Origin of the sequence: Sphingomonas swuensis, assembly GCF_039538045.1 — a bacterium.
In the GTDB taxonomy this organism is placed as follows: Bacteria; Pseudomonadota; Alphaproteobacteria; order Sphingomonadales; family Sphingomonadaceae; genus Sphingomicrobium; species Sphingomicrobium swuense.
The window spans coordinates 1-19,173 of sequence record NZ_BAABBQ010000001.1; the positions used below are offsets into that span (position 1 = coordinate 1).

Here is a 19,173-nt window from a genome sequence, read left to right on the forward strand (position 1 = left end):
CGGCCCTGGCGCGCTTGTGAGGCAGATGGGGAAAGGAAGGAAGGAAGATGAAGTGAAAGGGGATTGGAAGGGGGAGGTAAAGGGGGGGGGTAAGGGGGAGGTAGGGGAGGAGGAGGGGGAGGGGGAGGGGGATAGGGAGGGAGGCGGGGATGCGGGGATATAGTGAGATGCATCCGCTCCACACAGCGCAACAGCAAAAATTTTCAGTCCGGCCGGAAGAAAGTTACCGGCGAAAACAGGGAAAGTTAAATGCATCCACCCAGATGCTGTAGGTTACCGACGCGTGCTTAAGGCTTCGTCGCAGGCGGCCTGAGCAACGTGTAATCGCCAATCAAAGCCTCTGAACCACGAGGGGCCCGGGCCGTGGCAGGCTTGTCCCCCCTCTTCTTGACCTGCGCGCCGACGGCGGTCTTGATCTGGCGCGCTATACGGCGGTTGACTGCGTCGCGATGACCATCCTGGATTGCCAAATCGTAGAGGGGTCGGTGCTCGAGCCTAAGTCGCTCGAATACGGCGAAAGTCAGGCGTTCATTCCAATCCGTAGAGCTTTCGACTTCTTGTCTCGCAAGATCTGAAACGAGGTTGAGCAACTGCCGCTCCGCCCGGGCCTGATCAATGTCGGCACCAGATTCCAAGAACGGTTCGAGCCCCTGCTCCACTAGCCGCGACACTGCCTCAGCTTCGGTTATGCCGAGCTCCCGCGCGCGCGCGGTCAGGGCCTCATGGAACACCGGCCGAAGCATAACTTGGATGATGGGCCGACGCTTTTTCAACAAAGCCCTCTTGCGGCTGGTTGGGAAGTTACTACATCCCCGTACATCGAGACAGTGAAGGCCGATGAACGTGAGTGCCCAGCCCATAGCAACACCCCTGCCCTGCCGCCAACGGCTGCGGATCTTGGCATCGCGGCGATGCGCGGCGGAGTGTCCGTCATGACGCGCGCCTACACCGTCGCATCGCTCGCCGCCGAGTGGGAATGCTCAGAGGGAGTGATCCGCAAAACAATCGCGAATGGGGAACTCGGCCACTTCCGCCTTGGGTCGCTCATTCGAATTCCCGTTGAGGAGGTCAGGCGTTTCGAATGGCAGAGTATTCAGTCCAACGGTTCCGCGGAGGATACGCCCTCGTCTGGCGGGAAAATGGAAAGCGTCGCCGCTTCGGGCTTGAGGCTACCGATCGATCCACCGCGGAAGCGGAGGCGCGCGCATGGTGGAAGGCACAAACCGGTGTCGGCGGCACGGTTGGCCGGATAGTCGAAAGCTACATTGAAGCCGGCGAGCTGGCAGGCATTGCCTCGACCGCGCGCCAGCGGGATGCGTGGAAGGCCATGCAATCCTTCTGGGCCAACGTCGATCCGACCAGGATCGACGAAGAGATGGCACGTGAATATGTGCGGCGCCGCGACCGCGCTCAGGCTACCACGCGTTACGAGCTGTCGATGCTTTCGGTGGCGCTCAGATGGGCCGCGCGACAGGACCTTATCGAGAAGGTTCCGGTGATCTGGAGACCAGAAGCACCGGAGCGCCGTGAGAGGCACCTGACTCAAAAACAGTTCAGCAAGTGGTTCAAGGAGGTCAGGGCTGAGCACGCTCGCCTCTACGTCGAACTTGCCCTGGCGACTATGGCCCGGCCGACCGCAATCCTCGAACTGACGTGGGCGCAGGTGGACTGGGATCATGGGACGATCAATCTCAATCCGGCCGGAAGGCGGCAAACCCGCAAACGGCGTCCTACGGTGCCTCTCGATGAGGAGACGATCGCCATCCTGAAAAGGGCGCACGAGGGTGCGCAGAGCGACTTCATCATCGAACGCGGCGCGAGGAAGATCAGCAGTATCAAGAAAGCGTTCCAGGCCGCATCGGTTCGAAGCGGCATCCACGTGACGCCTTATATGCTGCGGCACACCGGTGCCGTGTGGGCTGCGGAACGAGGAACCCCAATGGCTGAGCTTGCTCAGTTTATGGGGCACGATGACGATCGCACTACCCAAAAACATTACGCCAGGTTCTCGCCAAGCTATCTGCGTGGCGTATCCTCGAAGCTGAGGGCGGCGCGAACGGAAGCGGCCGAGCTCACCAGCTGAAATAGGCCTTTCGGTGCCAGAGACCCTGCGATGGAGCTTGGACCGAACATGGCCGAAAGGAGACTGTCGGCTTTCTCGTTCTCGGTCGAGGAAAGCCGCCCTTGACCCGCCGTGCGTTGCTCTTAGTCGCGGCTAGAGGCCACGTCCTCGCCCGAGAACGGGTTGTTGAAGACCGGGACGCCCCGGCAGCCAATAAGGAGGCTGCTGTGGCTTGGTTTGTGCTCATTATCGCTGGCTTGCTCGAGGTCGTTTGGGCCTACTCGATGAAGCTGTCTGAGGGCTTCTCTCGACCAATCCCTACACTTGTGACGCTCGTCACCATGGCGGCGAGCTTCGCCCTTCTCTCATGGTCTATGCGCAGCCTGCCGCTCGGGACCGCCTACACGGTTTGGACCGGCATCGGGGCTGTCGGAGCGTTCCTCGTCGGCATCCTCATCCTGGGCGAGAGCGCATCTGCAATGCGAATGCTGGCAGCCGTGCTCATCCTCAGCGGCCTAGTCTTGATGAAGCTGTCGAGCGGCTAGGGCGAGGGCAGCCCCTAAGAGCTGCCAGAGTTCTCGACCAGTTGAGCCATAGCTGACGCGGGGTTCCGTTCTCTCAGGCCGGCAGCAACACTTTCTCGGGTCGCCGGGGTCTGGTTCTGGCTCACCTTCCACTTGCCTTCCAGACGCTGCACCAGGATCTCGACGCCGGTAATGCCCTTCAGCTGGCTGGCGATGAAATCGGTGGGCGCGTCGGTAACCGCCCACGGTTCTGCCATGCCCTCTTCCTGCTGACCGGTCAGCTCGTCGATCTGCGCTGAAAGCCATGCAGGATCGTCAATGACGCGAACAGACCCCCAAGCCTGCACGACGACATAATTCCACGTCGGAACGACCTTTCCATGTTGTCGCTTCGCCGGATACCAGGAGGGCGTGATATAGGCCTCGGGTCCTTGGAAGATCACAAGCGCTTCGGCGCCAGGTTCAATCTCGGCGAGCTGCAAATTGGCCTTCGAAAGATGCGCCCGCAACAGGTTTGTGCCGCCCCTACCTACCTCAAGAGTGAACGGTACGAGGTTGGCCATCAGACCACTCGGTCCGTGTGTCACCAGGGTGCCTAGGGGATGAGCGCGGATCGCGGCATGCAGGACCTCGACGCGGTCCTCCTTGAACGCTGGCGGTCGATACATCAGCGATCCTCAAGCCGAGACTTCGTGTCGCCGGATTTCACACGTCGGTAACAGCGCGCGCAAGCCTTGGCACATCGCATCACCAGCCGCGTCCAATGCTGTATCCGGCATGGTCTGCAGCGCCTCTAGGACAAACCACATGCGCCCCGAAAGCGCGTCGAGGCGGGTTCGGCTGCCCTGACGCCAGTTCCACCGCCGGCAGGTCACCCCGATATCATCCCGCCAGATGACTTCGCCCACCGCCGGATGTTCAACGATCGCCTCGCCGCTCATGGTGGTGTCGAACGTCTCGCTGCCATCGGCAATCGTGAGGTGGGGCTTGCCCGCATAGGCATCCAAGTTTTCCCCGCCGACGGGGACTGCGAAACGCAAGCTCACGGCGTTGTAGAGATCGACGACAGGGTTGATAGCCGGAAGCCGGCCATCCTTGAGGACGCGCTTCCTCAGCGCTTGGGCGGAGCATGGCGTTCGGTTCGGCTTGGCTCCGAACTTCAAGTACGTCTCGCCCCAGCTCGCCAGATGCGCCTCCGCCCAGGCGGGCTCACCCGCGAGCACGGCCTCACAGGCTTCAGTGAGAACCTGCGTAGCGGCCGAGCCATCGGCACTATCGCCGCAATTCACGAAGATGCTCAGGGCTCGAAAACCCGGAGCGAGACCGAAGATGCGATCGTCTATGATTGGACCTGCCACCATGCGCCTATCCTGGATGGGTTTGGATTGGAGGTTAGAGCGGTTCGGGTTGGCTTAGGGCCTTAGTGCTTAGCGCGGCACCGACGGACGCGAAGACGATCAGGCCGATCGCGAGCCACTGACCGCCCGAGAGCACCTCTCCCAGCAGTAGCAAGCCCATCAACGCGCCAATTGCCGGTTCCGCGCTGAGCAACGTGCCGAATGTGTTGGAGGGCAGCCGCTGCAAGGCAACCATCTCCAAGCCGTACGGGATCGCGCTCGACAGGATGCCAACCGTCACGCCGAGGGCGAGCACCTCGGGGCGCAGCAATGACCAGCCAGCATGTGCGATGCCGACAGGCGCAGTCAGAAGCGCCGCAATGATCATGCCGCCAGCTGCCGCAGCCGCGCCGTGCTGGTTTCCGGCACGCTTGCCGATGACGATGTAAAGGGCCCAGCACCCACCAGCGATCAGCGCAAGTGTCACACCGCGCCAGTCGAGATCTGCTGCCCCCTCTCGAACGGGCAGGAGTAGGGCAAGGCCGACGGCGGCTAGCCCGATCCATACGAAGTCGCTTCGGCGTCGCGACGTCAAAACAGCGACTGCAAGAGGACCGGTGAACTCGATCGCGATCGCAATACCCAACGGGATGTACGATAACGCCTTGTAGAAGCTGAGATTCATCGCGCCGAGAACGACGCCGTAGAGCACCAGCGAACGCCAGTTTCCCTCAAGCTTGAGACGCCACGGCCTCAGGATCGCCGAGAGCACGATGGCGCCGACAAGAAGGCGAATAGTCGTAGCCCCTTCGGCTCCCACCGCTGGGAACAAGCCCTTGGCTAAGGACGCCCCACAAGTGACCGCGACGAGGGAAAGCGACAAGGCTCCAATAGCCCTGACATCGATGCCCACGCGGGGGGTCGAGAGCGGAAAGGTGGTAGCCATAAGTATGTCGGACTGCCTCTTACTAGGTCCCGGCCTTGTAGAGGTCGGCACTAGATAAAGGCGCTCGATTTTCGCGCTGCGTCGATAATTTTTATCAGCTACAGGGTCCCCATGAGAATGCCTGATAAGCTCGACCAATTCGACCTGCGCCTCCTAGAGTCCCTGCAGACGGACGCGCAACGTCCGGTTTCGTCGCTGGCTGAAGACGTCGGCCTGTCCACCCCGGCCTGCTACCGCCGCATACGGCGATTGAGGGAGATTGGCGCGATCACCCGAGAGGTGGCGGTTGTTCGGCCAAGAACTCTCGGATGGCCACTCTCCATGATCGTGCTCGTCACCTTGGAGCGCGAGGGCGCAAGCACGGTCGATGAAATGATGCGCGTTCTTGAGCGAGTGCCTGAAGTCGTGGAAGCCTGGAACGTCACGGGCGATCATGATTTCGCAGTTCGGATGATCGCTCGGGACATGGAAAGCTATGATGAGCTCGCCAGGAAGCTGTTCGCTGCCGACGAGCGCGTCCGAAGCTTCAAGACGCTGGTCATCATCCGACAGGTGAAGGAGTTGAGCCCAGTGCCAGTAGCTTGGGATCGCTAGGCTTGCAGCAGCGTCGGGAAGTGGCCGACAGAAGACCGTCTGCTTATGAGGAGCTAGCAGTCACATGCGGACGCTTACTGCGCTTGCTGCCGCTTGGCGAAGACGGAGTCCATAAGCCTGCACTGACTCGAAACCGTTATCGCTGCCAGTGCTTGGGCTTGCGGGCGATTGCGAGAGCGATCCTAGCAAAATCATCGTGCCTAAATAGCACATGCGGAGTTGCTCGAAATGAGTGCTGGCAGAAACTATGTTGAGCACGCCCCGCTGCGCCCGCGCGTCCTTACGACTTGCGCACGCGCCCGAAGACGAGCAGGCCGACTGCCAGGCTACCGCTTACCAAGCCCAGCAGCGGTTCGGTTCCTGCCAGAATGGCTCCGGCGACGATCAAGGCGGCGGGCAGCAGTTGGGGATCGGACCGCACGTGCGAGGAGCGTCGCTGACCAAGCTGTTCAATCGTTCGCGGATCGAGGCTGACCGGCAGACTGCCGGTGCGGGCCACCTTCTCCACCTGTCCGATAAGCTCGGGCGCGCTGAGCGCCGCCCGGCCGAGCGCAGCCGCCAGCTTGCGCCCCTCCCTGGCTAGCCGGGCGGGGCTGGTGCGCTGGCTCACCAATTGGCGGGCGATCGGCGCCAGCTCGCCACCAATGTCGAAGGATGGGTCGATACGACGGACGAAGCCCTCGGCGGTGAGCAGGGTCCGAAGCACAAGCGCAAGGTCGGGCGGAAGCGCCAGTTCGAAGTCCCTCAGCAGGCCGAACACCTGGTTGAAGATGCGGGCGAGGTCGACCTGCTCCAGAACCACGTTGCGAAATTCGTCGATCAGCGCCGCCAGCTCGAATTCCAGCCGGATGCGGTCGACTGGGGGATCGCCGGCCCAGACCATCAGCACGTCGATCACTCCGGCCGGATCGTCGGCCGCGATGGCGAGGGCCAGCCGGACCAGTTCCTCCCGCCGGCGGGGAAGCAGGGTGCCGACCGCTCCGAAGTCGATGAACCCGATGCTTCCGTCCGGAAATATCAGCACATTGCCGGGGTGCGGGTCGGCATGGAACTGACCGTTGAAGATGATCATCCGAAGCACGGCTTGGGCGTAGGTGCGGGCGACTTTTGTGAGGTCGATTCCCCGCTCTCGCGCGGTGGCAAGGTCGGTGGCGGGGATCGCCTCCAGCCGTCCCTGGACGTTGACCCGGCGCCCGGTCAGCTCCCACTCGAACCGCGCCGTCCGCACTCCGAGGCCGGCGAGGAAGGCGCCGATCGAATCGCTTGCCCGGCCTTCGGCGGACAGGTCCATTTCCCGGTCGAGGCTTTCGGCGAAATAGCGCAGCAGTTCGTCGGGCTTCATCCGGGCGATTTCGGGAATGCGCTTTTCGGCGGTGCGCGCCAGGCGGCGGAGCAGCCGCAGGTCGGCATCGACCGTTCGCTCAATCCCCGGCCGGCGGACCTTGACGATCACGCGCTCTCCAGACGGCAGGGTGGCCGCGTGGACCTGGGCGATCGAGGCGGCCGCGATCGGTTCGTGGTCGAAGCTTGCGAAATAGCTGTCGAGTGGCCCACCGATCGCCTCCTCGACCGCAGGCCGGACGCGGTCGAAAGGCAGGGCCGGGACCCGGTCCTGAAGGGCGGACAGCGCCCGGATCCAGTCTGGACCGAGAAGATCGCTGCGCATCGCCAGGATCTGGCCGAATTTCACCGCCACCGGACCGAGGTCGCGAAGCACGGCGACCACCGCTTCAGGGCGGGCTGTTTCCATCTCCTCGTCGCGAGCACCGCCCAAGCCGAGACGGGATGCCAAGCCTCTCAGCCCGTGCCGTCCGAAGATCCCGACGATCTGGCCGAAACGCTCCCGTTCGCCGATCGCCCGGCTGATACTGGTCTCGGAGGGAGTTCGCTCGTTCATTCTCGCTCCCCGCCCGACCCTACGCAATCGCTGGCGCGTGTGAGCTCGGCTTCCACGGCTTCGATCCGCTGAGACAGCTTGCACAAGGCGGCATCCAGTCCGGCCAGTTCGGACTGTTCCAGCGTTCCCACGGTTTCGGCGAGCAGGCGCTCATATTCCGGCTGGGCTCGGTCCAGCACCTCGCGTCCGGCAGGGGTCAATTCCACCAGCTTGACCCGGCGGTCTTCGGGAACAACTCGGCGTCTTAAATGTCCTGCCGCTTCGAGCGCATCTATCGCCTCGGTGACGGTGCGCGGCGCATGACCGAAGAAGGATGCAATGTCGGTGGAACGCTTGGGTCCGTCGGCGACGTAGGCGAGCAGCCGCACCCGCGCGACCGACGCCTCCGATCCGGCGAGACAGCGATCCAGCATCCGCTGCAGCCGCAGGTAGGTCCAGGCGAGCTGCTTCGAGATTTCGATAATAGGGCGATGCTGAGGTGCCATATGAAATGGTATTGCGGCAGAATGGAGTTTGGTGCAATGCGCGGCTTCAAACGAACGAGTCTTGATCGAGGACCCACATGGACATGGTGACCCAGTCGGGTGACGTTGCGGCCGACACTGGGGAGGAGAAGCGCAGCTCGCCCTTGTCGAATCCCAAGGTGCGTCTCGGCCTGCTGATTTTGGCTGTCATCGTGGCGGGCGGCGTCCTGTGGTGGTATCTGCGGAACGAAAGCTACGGCAAATACCAACAGAGCACGAACGACGCCTTTGTTCAGGCCGACAGCGTGATCGTTGCGCCCCGGGTCGGCGGTTACGTCGAGCGGGTGTTTGTCCAGGAGAATGCGGAAGTCCGTCGGGGCCAGCAGCTCGCTCTGCTCGACAATCGTGATTACCGTGCCCAGACCTCGCAGTTGCAGGCTCAGATCGAGGCGGCACGGGCGAGCGCGAACACCGTCCAGGCGCAGATTGCCGAACAACAGGCATCGGCGGAGCGGGCGCAGGCCCAGTTGGCGGCAGCGCAGGCTGACCTCGCTTTCGCCAATCGTGAAGTCGCGCGCTACCGCCCGCTGGCGGCCTCCGGCGCGGAGCCGCGCGAGCGATTGGACCAGCTGGTTCAGCAGCAGCAGCAGGCTCGTGCACAGCTGGCGACACGACAGGCCGACCTGCTGGCGGCGCAGCGCCGGTTCGGCACCCTGCGCACCCAGGTCGAGCAAGCCCACTCGCAGGGCCGCGCCGCTGAGGCTCAGCTCGAAGCGGCCAACGTGACCCTGGAATCGACAGTCTTGCGCTCAAGCATCGCGGGCCGAGTCGGAGATCTGGCGGTCCGCGTCGGTCAATTCGTGCAGCCTGGAACGCGGCTGATGACCATCGTTCCGACGCAGCAGCTCTACATCGAGGCGAACTTCAAGGAAACGCAGGTCGGGCTAATGCGGGCGGGCCAGCCGGTCCGCGTTGAAGTGGACGCCCTTCCGGACCTAGAGCTGACCGGCCGGGTTGCCAGCTTCGCGCCCGGGACAGGCGCGCAATTCTCCGTGCTTCCGCCGCAGAATGCGACCGGCAACTTCACCAAGATCGTGCAGCGAATTCCGGTGCGGATCGCGATCCAGGCCGGGCCGGAAGTCCGCCGGCTGCTGATACCGGGCATGTCGGTCCACGTGACGGTGGATACGCGCGGCGCGAAGGGCGAGCTGGAACGCGTGCGTCAGGCGCAGGAAGGGCGTCGCTAGACCCGATGGCGACCGCCGCCGCCGCCTCCATTCCTGCCCGACGGGGAGAGGAACGGGCCGACCTATCTGCCTGGCTCGCCGTTGCGGCAGGCAGCCTCGGCGCGCTGCTCGCCACCCTCGACGTGTCGATTGTCAATTCCGCGCTGCCCACCATTCAGGGCGAGATCGGGGCGTCCGGCTCGGAGGGCACCTGGATCGCGACGTCATTCCTGGTCGCGGAGATCATCATCATCCCGCTGAGCGCCTGGCTGGAGCGATTGCTGGGCTTGCGCACGCTGCTGCTGATCGCCGTCGTGATGTTCACCGCCTTTTCGATGCTGTGCGGAATTGCCACTGACCTCACCACCATGATCATTGGCCGGGCCGGCCAGGGACTGATGGGTGGCGCGCTGATCCCAACCGCCATGACTATCGTCGCCACCCGTCTGCCTGCCCGGCAGCAGCCAATCGGCATGGCCTTGTTCGGAGTCACCGTCATCCTGGGTCCGGTGGTGGGCCCGCTGTTGGGCGGCTGGCTGACCGAGAACCTCAGCTGGCATTATGCATTCTTCGTCAACGTGCCGGTTTGTGCCGTGCTGGTGCTGCTGCTGCTGCTCGGCCTGCCGCACCAAAAGCCTGACTGGGATTATCTGCGCTTCGCCGACTGGTTCGGCATTGCCGGGATGATCCTGGGTTTGGGCGGCCTGACCGTCGTGCTAGAAGAAGGACATCGCGAGGAGTGGTTCGAATCCACCCTGATCGTTCAGTTGACTATCATGACCCTGCTTGGCTTCGCCATGCTGGCCTGGGGCCAACTGACTGCCCGCAAGCCGGTGCTGAAGCTCAGCCTTATCTTCAACCGGCAGTTCGGCAGCGTGGTGGTGATGGGTCTCGTGCTCGGCATGGTGCTGTACGGCACGACTTATGTCATTCCGCAGTTTCTCGCGATCATTGCCGACTACAATGCGCTTCAGACCGGGTGGATCATCTTCTACATGGGGCTTCCAGCGCTTCTGCTGATGCCGATCGTCCCCTTCCTCATTCCCAGGCTCGACATCCGCATTGCAGTGGGTGGCGGCCTGGCCATCATTGCATGGAGCGGCTGGATCAGCGCCGGCCTGACGGCCGAGACCGCCGGCTCTCACTTCATCCCGGGCCAGCTGATGCGGGGCGTGGGCATCGTCTTCTGCATGCTGTTCCTGAACCAGGCGACCGTAGCATCGGTCACCAAGGAAGATGCCGGTGATGCTTCCGGAATCTTCAACGCCGCGCGCAATCTGGGAGGGTCTTTCGCGCTTGCAGGGCTGGCGACCGTGCAGGACCAGCGCAGCTGGCTGCACAGCCGGCGGATGGAGGAGTCGCTGAATGCCAACGGTTGGGACGTCCAGTCCTACCTCGGCGGGCTCCAGCAGTCGCTCGGCAGTCTCGAGGCCGCCTTTCGGACTCTTGCCGGTACCATTCAGCGCGAGGCCTTTGTCATGTCCTACAACGACATCTTCTTCGGCATGACCATCATTACCACGCTGTCGGTTCCCCTTGTCCTGTTCCTGCGACCCCTTCCCAAGGGGATGTCGCTGTCAATGCATTGATGCCCAAAGGATCGAGATGCGCTTCCCGCTGATTGCCCTTACTGCCGCCCTTCTGCTCGCCGGCTGCACCTCGGGACCTGACTACAAGGGTCCGGGAACTCTTGGTGCGGCAACACCTTCCGCAAACTTCGTCCGGGGAGGGGGCTTGGTCACCCCAGAGTCGCCCAGACTGTCTTCGTGGTGGACGCAGCTCGGCGACCCAGTCCTTACCGAGTTGCAGACGCGGGCGCTCAGCAGCAATCCGTCGCTCGAAATCGCGCGGGCGCGGATTGGCCAAGCTCGCGAGTCGGTGCGTCAGGAACAGGCGAACCGCTATCCTACCGTCGCGGCGCAGGGCACCTACGTGCGCGCCGAGTTGCCGGGCGTCGACCTTGGCACGGACAACAACGGCAGCTCTGCCGGCGCTCCGCCAGCGGAGGGCGGATCAGACGACATCTCGTCCCTCAACTTCTTCAATCTTGGCCTGAACGCCAACTGGGAGCTGGAGTTCGCCGGCGCCTCGCGCCGCCAGATCGAGAGCCTAAACGCCCAGCTCGGAGCGGCCGAGGCAAACGCGATCGACGCTCAGGTGCAGCTGACAGCGGAGGTTGGTCAGGCCTATGTCAATCTGCGCGAACGGCAGAACCGGATCGACACTCTGGGCCGCGCTCGGGCGCTTCAAGAGCAAGCCGTTGCGACCGCCCGGCAACGGTTCCAGCGTGGGACCACCGCTGCCTACGAGGTCGAGCGTGCGCAGGTCGCCCTCCGGAGCACTGAGGCCGAAGTCGCAGCCGCCGAAGCCGAAAGGGACGTGTATCTCAACGCCTTGGCGACCCTGACCGGCAGCGCCCCCGGCAGTGTCGACGGGCTATTGGCTGCTCCGGCCGAAGTGCCGCTTCCGCCGGCGGTCGTGTCGGTCGGAAATCCTGCCGAATTGCTTCAGCGTCGCCCAGACGTGCGCGCCGCCGAGCGCAACCTTGCCGCAGCGACAGCGCGGATCGGGGTCGCCGAAGCCCTGCGCTTCCCCCGGATCAGCTTCATGGGGATCCTTGGGCTTGGTGGCACCAAGCCGGGTGACTTGTTCGATCTCGGCAACATCAGCGCCATCGCCATTCCGCAGATACAGTGGCAATTTCTCGATTTCGGTCGCAATGCGTCTCGTGTGAGGCAGGCAAGGAGCGGTCTCGAGGAAGCCGAGGCGCGCTACCGGCAGGCAGTGCTCGGTGCCCTTCAGGATGCGGAAAATTCCCTTGCCCGCTTCGGACAGCAGCGACGCCAGGTGGCAGCGCTCGCGGACGTCCGAGCTTCCGCGGAGCGCCAGGCCAGGCTGACCCGGCAGCGGTTCAACGCCGGAACCACGGCCCGTGCCGAACTACTGGAAGCAGAGCGCCAGTTGACCCTTGCTGAGCAGAACCTGCGAGGCGCCACAGCGGCGCTCACCGGCAGTTACATCGCCGTGCAGAAGTCGCTTGGACTAGGCTGGGCACCTCCGGTGGTGCCCGCGAGACTTGGCAACTGATGGAAACACGGTCCAACCGTTTGCTCGTCGCCATCGTTTGCGGGCTGTTGGTTGTCGGACTGGTTTTCTTCGCCTGGTACATCGGTGCCGGGACAAGCACCTATGGTGCGAAGTACAGGATCTCCTTCAACCAAAGTGTTTCGGGCTTGGCAGTCGGAGGGCCGGTGACCATGTCCGGGGTTCGGGTCGGCCGGGTAGATAAGATCTATCTGTCGGCCGGCGAAGTTGGCGGGCCCACCGTCGAAGTAGCGCTCGACACTGATCTGCCGGTGCACGCCGGCTTTCGAGCGGACATCAGCCGGTCACTGCTCGATGGCTCCGCAGTCCTGGTGCTCCTGCCATCAACCGACGGACCGTTGATCAACCCGCCTGATGAGGACATCGTCGGCACGATTGCCGCCGTCCAGGGCGGGACCGCCACCGATCCTGCCGCGAAAGCAGTGCAGGTGTCGCAGACGCTCGACCGTGCGGTTCGGGCGCTTGATCAGACGGGCCAGGCTGACGCGGCAAGGAAGCTGGACCAGACCCGGCGTTCGACAGCAGAATGGCAGCAGAGTGTAGAGCGGCTGTTGGGTAGCGTGGGCCCTGAGCAGGTGCGCGGAGCAAGCGAGGGTATCAACAGCTTTGCTCGCAGCGCCGAAAAGCTTGAGCGCGACGTGGTCTCGAGCCGTGACGACATCGCAAATGTCAGGCGCTCGATCCGCAACGCCGGCAATCAGGCCGATCAAGTAGGACAAGCAGTCCAGCAGCAGCGCAGTTCGGTCCGCCGACTCGACGAACAAGCCGATGGGGTAGAACGGGACATCCAAGATATCCGTAAACCGGTGCAAGACCTTGGCGAGAAAGCTGACAGATTAGAACGAAGATAATCTTGCCTGTGGCGTCGTGCGGCGGTGTAGGCACGACAAATTGTGAACGCTTTTTTCTCGGCAGCACGCGGATTGAGCGCCCTTCAGCGGCAGTGTGCATGCCCTCAATCCGGCCCCTCCAATCTTAGCGGCGAGGATTGCAGGGTCTGCTATCGGGTGCCCTTAGCGATTCTATCAACGACCTGCATGGGCGCGTATCGGCCATTCGAACCCACGCCATTCCGCAGAGAGTTAGGACAGAAATTGCGGAAAGTTACTCTCAACGCCGGGATTGTCAGACCCTCGGATTGTATGCCTTTGACCGCCGAAGGTTCATTGTGTGCCTTCGACCCCTGTCCTTTTGGGCCGCCATAGCGAGAGTGTACTCTCATAAATAAGTGGTCGGGGAGAGAGGATTCGAACCTCCGGCCCCTGCCTCCCGAAGACAGTGCTCTACCAGGCTGAGCTACTCCCCGACCGACCCTCGCTTGCGGCGGGGGCCAAGGCGGGGCGGTCTTTAGGCGGGGGCGGTCAGGAGCGCAACCCTTTGCGGCTCAGTGTCCACCCGCTTTGAGAAGGTCGGGCACGCGGACCATCTTTTCGCGGGTGAAACCGGCCCTCGCCGCGGCGACTTCGGCGGCCTCGATCTTCTGCCAGTCGGCGAAGGGAACGGGATCGCAGCCGCGCGAGGCAAGCAGCCGGTCGAGCCCCACCGCCCCCTCGCGACCCGTCGGGGCGCCATCTGGCGGGAAGGCGGCCGCGATCGCGTCGGCGACCTCGTAGCCGTCGGGGCGATTGGTACCGATGGTGCCGGTCGGGCCGCGCCGTGCCCAGCCGACCGCATAGAGCCGCTCACCGATCCGCCCGCCCTCGTTTGGGAAACGGCCGAGGCCTTCGTCGAAGGGGACTCCGGGGATCGGTGGGCTGCTGTAGCCGATGCAGCTGACCACCAGGCCGGCGGGCACGGCATAGGTCTGGCCGGTCCCACGCGCCTGCCCGTCGGGACCGAGCGCGGTCCGCTCGACGATCAGCCGTTCGGCCCGGCCGTCGCCTTCGATCGCGAGCGGCTTGGCGAAGAAGTCGAAGCTGATGGTCTTGCCTTTCCCGGCTTCGGGCGCCGCCTCGGAGAATGCGCGCAGATGCTCGACGCTCTTGCGCTGCCCGGGATCGAGAGCTGCGTCGGTGCCCTGCGGCGGGAAGTCCGCCGGATCGACCAGTGGTGCCGCATCCTCGAGGTGACCGAGCTCGCCGAGCTCCTTGGGAGTCATCGCGATCTGGTGCGGTCCGCGGCGCCCGAGAACGGTGATCGAGCGGATTGCCGAATGGGCAAGCGCTTCGAAGGCATGGGCGACGATGTCCGAACCGGCGAATTCGGCCGGGGTCTTGGAGAGGATGCGAGCGACGTCGAGCGCGACGTTGCCGTTGCCGATGATCGCTGCGTCCGTCACGTCGAGCGGCGGGGCGAGGTCGGCGAAGTCGGGATGGCCGTTGTACCAGCCGACGAAGGCTGCCGAGCCGAGAACGCCGGGAAGGTCGTCGCCCGGAATGCCGAGACGGCGGTCGTGAGGCGCACCGGTCGCGAGCACCACCGCATCATAATAATGCAGCAGTTCCTCGATCGACACGTCGGCGCCGAGATGGACGTTGCCGAGGAAGCGGACGCCCGGGGTCAGTGCGACCTTCTCGTAGCGCCTGGCGACGGCCTTGATCGACTGATGGTCGGGCGCGACCCCGAAGCGGATCAGCCCGTAGGGCACCGGCAGGCGGTCGAGCACGTCGATCCCGACCTGCTCGCCATAGGCCTTGGTCAGGGCCTCGGCGGTATAGAAACCCGCGGGTCCGGATCCGACGACGGCAACATGGCGCATCTGTGCCTTCTCCCTGCCAAGGCGACGAGACTGTCACTTGCGCGGCGGGGACGCAATGCGCCGCGCGGCGCTACTTCTTGCGGCGATCCTCGAGCAGCAGGTCGCTGCCCTTGGAGCGGAGCGCCGCCTCGATCGGCTTGGCGAGCATCGCGAGCAGGCCGGGGAGCTGCAGATGGCAGCGAACCAGCGCATCCTCGACGTCGAGCCTCGCGTCGACCACCTGGCCCATCGCGGCGATGTTGAGGTCGAGCCGGTCACCCTGCCACTCGTGGGTGACGCTGGCGCCGCCCGGAATGAAGCTCGCCAGCTTGTGGACATTATCGGCGATGCGGCGGCGGGCTTCGGCACGACCCAGCTTGTGAGGAAGGTCGACGTGGACGGGCTGGGTGCTCATGCCGACGAAGTGAGCGCCGTTCAGTGTCTTTTCAAGCTGCGGCGGGCTATAAGACCCGATGCGCCTTCCCGCGGCATTGCTCCTGGCACTTTCCTGCGCCGCTCCGTCGGCCGCGCAGCTGCACCCCGTGCCGGCGCTTCCGCCGGTGGTAACCCTGCCGCTTCCCACCCCAGCGCCGGTGCAGAGCTGGACCCGGGTTCCCGGCTGGAACCCCGCCGCCGACTATGTGACGGCCGGGCAGGACGAACCGGGCTATCGCCGCTGGGTGCTCGAGCAGCCGTGGCGGCAGTCGGCGGTGCGCCAGTTCCATGACTATCTGACGGCGAGCGGGGTCTCCTTCGTCGCACCGACCTGGCAACTGCTCCGCACCGCGAGCGACTGGCAGCGCTGCGGCGCCCAGCCGTTCGAGGTGCCGCCGAGCGAGGACTGGCCCAACATCGTCAACACGCTGCGCTATGTGCGTGATCATGTGGTGCCAAGGGTCGGTCCGGTCGAGCCGGTCAGCGTCTTCCGCAACGCCGGGCTCAACCGCTGCGCCGGCGGCGCGCCTGAGAGCGTCCATCGCAGCATGAGCGCGGTCGACTTCGTGCCGCTGTCGCCGATTGATCGCCCCGGGCTGATCCGCCGCCTTTGCGCCGAGCATCAGGTCGAGGGACCGCGCTACAATGCGGGGCTCGGCTTTTACACCAAGCTGCGATTCCACGTGGACAGCTGGAAGTATCGCACCTGGGGTCGCGGCGACCATGGCGAGGTCGCCTGTCCCAAGGTGCTTCCGCCGGCCCCGTCAGTGCCCGCGACCGACGTCATCGCCGCGGCGACGGGAAGCGGGGCGACCACAACCAGGGCGGCCTCGGTGCAGGCCGCGAAGGCCGCGCCCGACCCTCTCGACAAGGACCCGCTCGCACCGCTTCGCTGAGCCCTTGTGTGGCGTTTAGGCAACACTATCTTCCCCACTGAAGAGAGGGGAAGCTGACCGCATGGACTTCGAGAAACTTACCGACCGCAGCAAGGGCTTCGTCCAGGCGGCGCAGACGATTGCCAGCCGCGAGCACCACCAGCGGATTGCGCCGGCGCACCTGCTGAAGGCGCTGCTTGACGATGAGCAGGGGATGGCGGCGGGCCTGATCCAGGCGGCCGGCGGTGATGCGTCGGCGGCCAAGCGCGAAGCCGACGCACTGGTCGCCCGGCAGCCGGCGGTGACCGGCTCGGGCGCGACCGCGGCGCCGGGGCTCGACGGCGATACGATCCGGCTGCTCGATCAGGCCGAGCAGGTCGCTCAGAAGGCCGGCGACACCTATGTCACGGTCGAGCGAATGCTGCTCGCGATGGCGCTGGCCAAGGGTACGCCGGTCGCGGACGCGCTGGCCCGCGCCGGGGTCCAGCCCCAGAGCCTGAACAGCGCGATCGAGGGCCTGCGCAAGGGCCGGACCGCCGACACGCAGGGCGCCGAGGACCGCTACGACGCGCTCAAGAAGTTCGCCCGCGACCTCACCGCGGCGGCGCGCGAGGGCAAGCTCGATCCGGTCATCGGTCGCGACGAGGAAATTCGCCGTACCATCCAGGTGCTGGCTCGCCGCACCAAGAACAATCCGGTGCTCATCGGCGAGCCTGGCGTGGGAAAGACCGCGATCGCCGAGGGGCTGGCGCTGCGCATCGCCAACGGCGACGTTCCCGACGGGATCAAGGGTCGCAAGCTGCTCAGCCTCGACATGGGCGCGCTGATCGCGGGGGCCAAGTATCGCGGCGAGTTCGAGGAACGGCTCAAGGGCGTGCTCGACGAGGTCAAGCAGGCCGAGGGCGACATCATCCTGTTCATTGACGAGATGCACACGCTGGTCGGGGCGGGCAAGAGCGAAGGGTCCATGGATGCCTCGAACCTGCTCAAGCCCGCGCTCGCCCGGGGCGAGCTGCACTGCATCGGCGCGACCACGCTCGACGAGTATCGCAAGCATGTCGAAAAGGACCCCGCGTTGCAGCGGCGCTTCCAGCCGGTGTTCGTGGGCGAACCGACGGTCGAGGATACGATCTCGATCCTGCGCGGGCTCAAGGACAAATACGCCCTCCACCACGGGATCAACATCACCGACGGGGCGCTGGTCGCGGCGGCGACGCTGTCGAACCGCTACATCACCGACCGCTTCCTGCCGGACAAGGCGATCGACCTGATGGACGAGGCCGCCTCGCGGCTCCGGATGGAGGTGGAGAGCAAGCCCGAGGAGATCGAGAACCTCGACCGGCGGATCATCCAGCTCAAGATCGAGCGCGAGGCGCTGAAGAAGGAGACCGACAAGGGATCGCGCGACCGGCTGGTGGTGCTCGAGCGCGAGCTTGCCAACCTCGAGCAGCAGTCGGCCGAGCTGACCACCCGCTGGCAGGGCGACAAGGAGAAGATCGCCGCCGAGAGCAAGCTCAAGGAGCAGCTCGACGCGCTTCGGCTCGAGCTCGAGCAGGCGCAGCGCGGCGGCGACCTCGCCCGTGCCGGCGAGCTTCAGTACGGTCGCATTCCCGAGCTGGAGCGCCAGTTGGCGGAGGCCAACGACAGCCAGGCCAATGCCATGCTTCGCGAGGAAGTCACCGCCGAGGACATCGCCTCGGTGGTCGCGCGCTGGACCGGGATCCCGATGGAGCGGATGCTTGAAGGCGAGCGCGAGAAGCTGCTCGCGATGGAAAGCATCATCGGCAAGCGGGTGATCGGCCAGGCCGAGGCGGTGAAGGCGGTCTCGACGGCGGTTCGCCGCTCGCGCGCCGGGCTTCAGGACCCCAATCGGCCGCTCGGCTCCTTCCTGTTCCTCGGGCCGACCGGTGTCGGCAAGACCGAGCTGACCAAGGCGCTGGCCGAATTCCTGTTCGACGATCCCGCCGCGATGGTCCGGATCGACATGAGCGAGTTCATGGAGAAGCACTCGGTCGCCCGGCTGGTCGGCGCGCCGCCGGGTTATGTCGGCTATGAGGAAGGCGGGACGCTGACCGAGGCGGTGCGCCGCCGCCCCTATCAGGTGGTGCTGTTCGACGAGGTCGAGAAGGCCCACTCGGACGTGTTCAACATCCTGCTTCAGGTGCTCGACGACGGGCGGCTGACCGATGGCCAGGGGCGGACGGTGGACTTCACCAACACGCTGATCATCCTGACCTCGAACCTCGGCAGCCAGTATCTCGCCAATCTCGGCGAGGACGAGCCGGCGGAGAAGGTCGAGGCGCAGGTGCTCGAGGTGGTCCGCGGCCATTTCCGACCCGAGTTCCTCAACCGGCTCGACGACATCATCCTGTTCCACAGGCTGTCGGCCAGCCACATGGCGCCGATCGTCGACATCCAGGTCAGCCGTCTCGGCAAGCTGCTGGAGGAGCGCGGGATCGTGCTCGAGCTGTCGGATGCCGCCAAGGCATGGCTTGGCCGGGTCGGCTACGATCCGGTCTATGGCGCACGTCCGCTCAAGCGGGCGGTGCAGCGCTTCCTGCAGGATCCGCTGGCCGACGCGATCCTGGCCGGCAAGGTGCGCGACGGGCAGCGGGTGCGGGTGGACGAGGGCGACGGTGCCCTCATCCTCTCACCCGCGGAAGAGGTGGCGGCCGCGGCCTAGCGCTTCGGCCCGCCCTTGGCGGCCGGGGCGACCGACCGGTCGAGGCTTGCGAGCGCGCAGGTCATCGTCGGCGTGACCACCCGGCTGCTCCGGTCGAAGCGCTGGAAGCCGTTGGTGTCGAAGCCGACCGAGAAGCCGTCGAGGACGCCCGGGCAGCGCGCGGTGAACGCGCCATAGTACCAGTGGCCGAGCCGATCGCGCAGGTAGATGCCGCGATCGTTGTCGGCATGGAAGTCGCGAATGCCATCGGTGTTTGCATAATCGATGGCGGCGTTACCCGGGGCCGAAGCCGGGCTTACGGCGAGCGCAAGCGCGAGGATGATCGGGGTCATGGAAGTCTCCTAACCG

The 19,173-nt window shown here is 64.9% G+C and carries 18 protein-coding genes, 1 tRNA gene and 1 pseudogene; 10 read left to right on the top strand and 10 right to left on the bottom strand.

What is annotated here, in order from left to right; translation table 11 throughout:
• Window positions 1-287: 287 nt before the first annotated feature.
• Window positions 288-860 (bottom strand): hypothetical protein, encoded by a 573-nt coding sequence (locus ABD727_RS00005; RefSeq protein WP_344705333.1) that lies wholly within the window; start codon window positions 858-860, stop codon window positions 288-290.
• Between the two features lie 221 nt (window positions 861-1,081).
• On the opposite strand from ABD727_RS00005, the gene ABD727_RS00010 reads away from it, so the two are divergent.
• On the top strand, window positions 1,082-2,083 hold the full coding sequence (locus ABD727_RS00010) for a tyrosine-type recombinase/integrase (RefSeq protein WP_344705334.1): 1,002 nt from the start codon (window positions 1,082-1,084) through the stop codon (window positions 2,081-2,083).
• A 206-nt stretch (window positions 2,084-2,289) separates the two neighbouring features.
• A complete protein-coding gene (gene sugE / locus ABD727_RS00015) occupies window positions 2,290-2,607 on the top strand; it encodes a quaternary ammonium compound efflux SMR transporter SugE (protein WP_344707987.1) in 318 nt (105 codons plus the stop codon).
• Window positions 2,608-2,621: 14 nt separating this feature from the next.
• Here the strand turns inward: sugE and ABD727_RS00020 are convergent, their stop codons facing one another.
• From ABD727_RS00020 to ABD727_RS00030, 3 genes are read right to left on the bottom strand one after another with little or no spacing between them, the layout of a single operon-like run.
• Entirely contained in the window at window positions 2,622-3,254 is a 633-nt protein-coding gene (locus ABD727_RS00020) for an FMN-binding negative transcriptional regulator (protein WP_344705335.1), read from the bottom strand.
• A gap of 9 nt (window positions 3,255-3,263) precedes the next feature.
• Window positions 3,264-3,947 (bottom strand): B3/B4 domain-containing protein, encoded by a 684-nt coding sequence (locus tag ABD727_RS00025; protein WP_344705336.1) that lies wholly within the window; start codon window positions 3,945-3,947, stop codon window positions 3,264-3,266.
• A 31-nt stretch (window positions 3,948-3,978) separates the two neighbouring features.
• Window positions 3,979-4,836: an EamA family transporter gene (locus tag ABD727_RS00030; RefSeq protein WP_344705337.1), complete on the bottom strand. Its 858-nt coding sequence runs from the start codon at window positions 4,834-4,836 to the stop codon at window positions 3,979-3,981.
• A gap of 150 nt (window positions 4,837-4,986) precedes the next feature.
• Here ABD727_RS00030 and ABD727_RS13930 point away from each other — a divergent pair.
• Together ABD727_RS13930 and ABD727_RS00035 are read left to right on the top strand one after the other, a co-directional pair.
• Window positions 4,987-5,130: pseudogene (locus ABD727_RS13930) on the top strand (Lrp/AsnC family transcriptional regulator); the annotation flags it as partial.
• A gap of 60 nt (window positions 5,131-5,190) precedes the next feature.
• Window positions 5,191-5,463 carry an Lrp/AsnC ligand binding domain-containing protein gene (locus tag ABD727_RS00035; protein WP_344705338.1) on the top strand — a complete coding sequence of 91 codons (273 nt, stop codon included), beginning with the start codon at window positions 5,191-5,193 and terminating at the stop codon, window positions 5,461-5,463.
• A gap of 280 nt (window positions 5,464-5,743) precedes the next feature.
• On the opposite strand, the gene ABD727_RS00040 is transcribed toward ABD727_RS00035, so the two are convergent.
• The gene (locus ABD727_RS00040) at window positions 5,744-7,360 is read right to left on the bottom strand and encodes an ABC1 kinase family protein (RefSeq protein ID WP_344705339.1); all 1,617 of its coding nucleotides are present in this window, start codon (window positions 7,358-7,360) and stop codon (window positions 5,744-5,746) included.
• Entirely contained in the window at window positions 7,357-7,845 is a 489-nt protein-coding gene (locus tag ABD727_RS00045; RefSeq protein ID WP_344705340.1) for a MarR family winged helix-turn-helix transcriptional regulator, read from the bottom strand. The genes ABD727_RS00040 and ABD727_RS00045 overlap by 4 nt, the downstream gene beginning before the upstream one ends.
• Window positions 7,846-7,928: 83 nt before the next feature.
• Here ABD727_RS00045 and ABD727_RS00050 point away from each other — a divergent pair, with 83 nt between their 5' ends.
• From ABD727_RS00050 to ABD727_RS00065, 4 genes are read left to right on the top strand one after another with little or no spacing between them, the layout of a single operon-like run.
• The gene (locus tag ABD727_RS00050; protein WP_425566796.1) at window positions 7,929-9,071 is read left to right on the top strand and encodes an HlyD family secretion protein; all 1,143 of its coding nucleotides are present in this window, start codon (window positions 7,929-7,931) and stop codon (window positions 9,069-9,071) included.
• Between the two features lie 5 nt (window positions 9,072-9,076).
• Window positions 9,077-10,639 carry a DHA2 family efflux MFS transporter permease subunit gene (locus ABD727_RS00055; RefSeq protein ID WP_344705342.1) on the top strand — a complete coding sequence of 521 codons (1,563 nt, stop codon included), beginning with the start codon at window positions 9,077-9,079 and terminating at the stop codon, window positions 10,637-10,639.
• Between the two features lie 16 nt (window positions 10,640-10,655).
• On the top strand, window positions 10,656-12,137 hold the full coding sequence (locus ABD727_RS00060) for an efflux transporter outer membrane subunit (RefSeq protein WP_344705343.1): 1,482 nt from the start codon (window positions 10,656-10,658) through the stop codon (window positions 12,135-12,137).
• A complete protein-coding gene (locus ABD727_RS00065; RefSeq protein ID WP_344705344.1) occupies window positions 12,137-13,006 on the top strand; it encodes an MlaD family protein in 870 nt (289 codons plus the stop codon). The genes ABD727_RS00060 and ABD727_RS00065 overlap by 1 nt, the downstream gene beginning before the upstream one ends.
• 378 nt (window positions 13,007-13,384) lie before the next feature.
• On the opposite strand, the gene ABD727_RS00070 is transcribed toward ABD727_RS00065, so the two are convergent.
• The 3 genes from ABD727_RS00070 to ABD727_RS00080 form a co-directional block, all read right to left on the bottom strand.
• A tRNA-Pro gene (locus ABD727_RS00070) sits at window positions 13,385-13,461 on the bottom strand.
• Window positions 13,462-13,539: 78 nt separating this feature from the next.
• Entirely contained in the window at window positions 13,540-14,853 is a 1,314-nt protein-coding gene (locus ABD727_RS00075) for an FAD-dependent oxidoreductase (protein WP_344705345.1), read from the bottom strand.
• A gap of 70 nt (window positions 14,854-14,923) precedes the next feature.
• Window positions 14,924-15,247 (bottom strand): polyhydroxyalkanoic acid system family protein, encoded by a 324-nt coding sequence (locus ABD727_RS00080; RefSeq protein WP_344705346.1) that lies wholly within the window; start codon window positions 15,245-15,247, stop codon window positions 14,924-14,926.
• 58 nt (window positions 15,248-15,305) lie between these two features.
• On the opposite strand from ABD727_RS00080, the gene ABD727_RS00085 reads away from it, so the two are divergent.
• Complete coding sequence (locus ABD727_RS00085) at window positions 15,306-16,163, top strand: hypothetical protein (RefSeq protein ID WP_344705347.1); 858 nt, start codon at window positions 15,306-15,308, stop codon at window positions 16,161-16,163.
• 61 nt (window positions 16,164-16,224) lie between these two features.
• Entirely contained in the window at window positions 16,225-18,825 is a 2,601-nt protein-coding gene (gene clpB, locus ABD727_RS00090; protein ID WP_344705348.1) for an ATP-dependent chaperone ClpB, read from the top strand.
• Here clpB and ABD727_RS00095 read toward each other — a convergent pair.
• Window positions 18,822-19,157, bottom strand: a complete 336-nt coding sequence (locus ABD727_RS00095) for a hypothetical protein (RefSeq protein WP_344705349.1) — start codon at window positions 19,155-19,157, stop codon at window positions 18,822-18,824. The genes clpB and ABD727_RS00095 overlap by 4 nt on opposite strands.
• Between the last annotated feature and the right edge of the window lie 16 nt (window positions 19,158-19,173).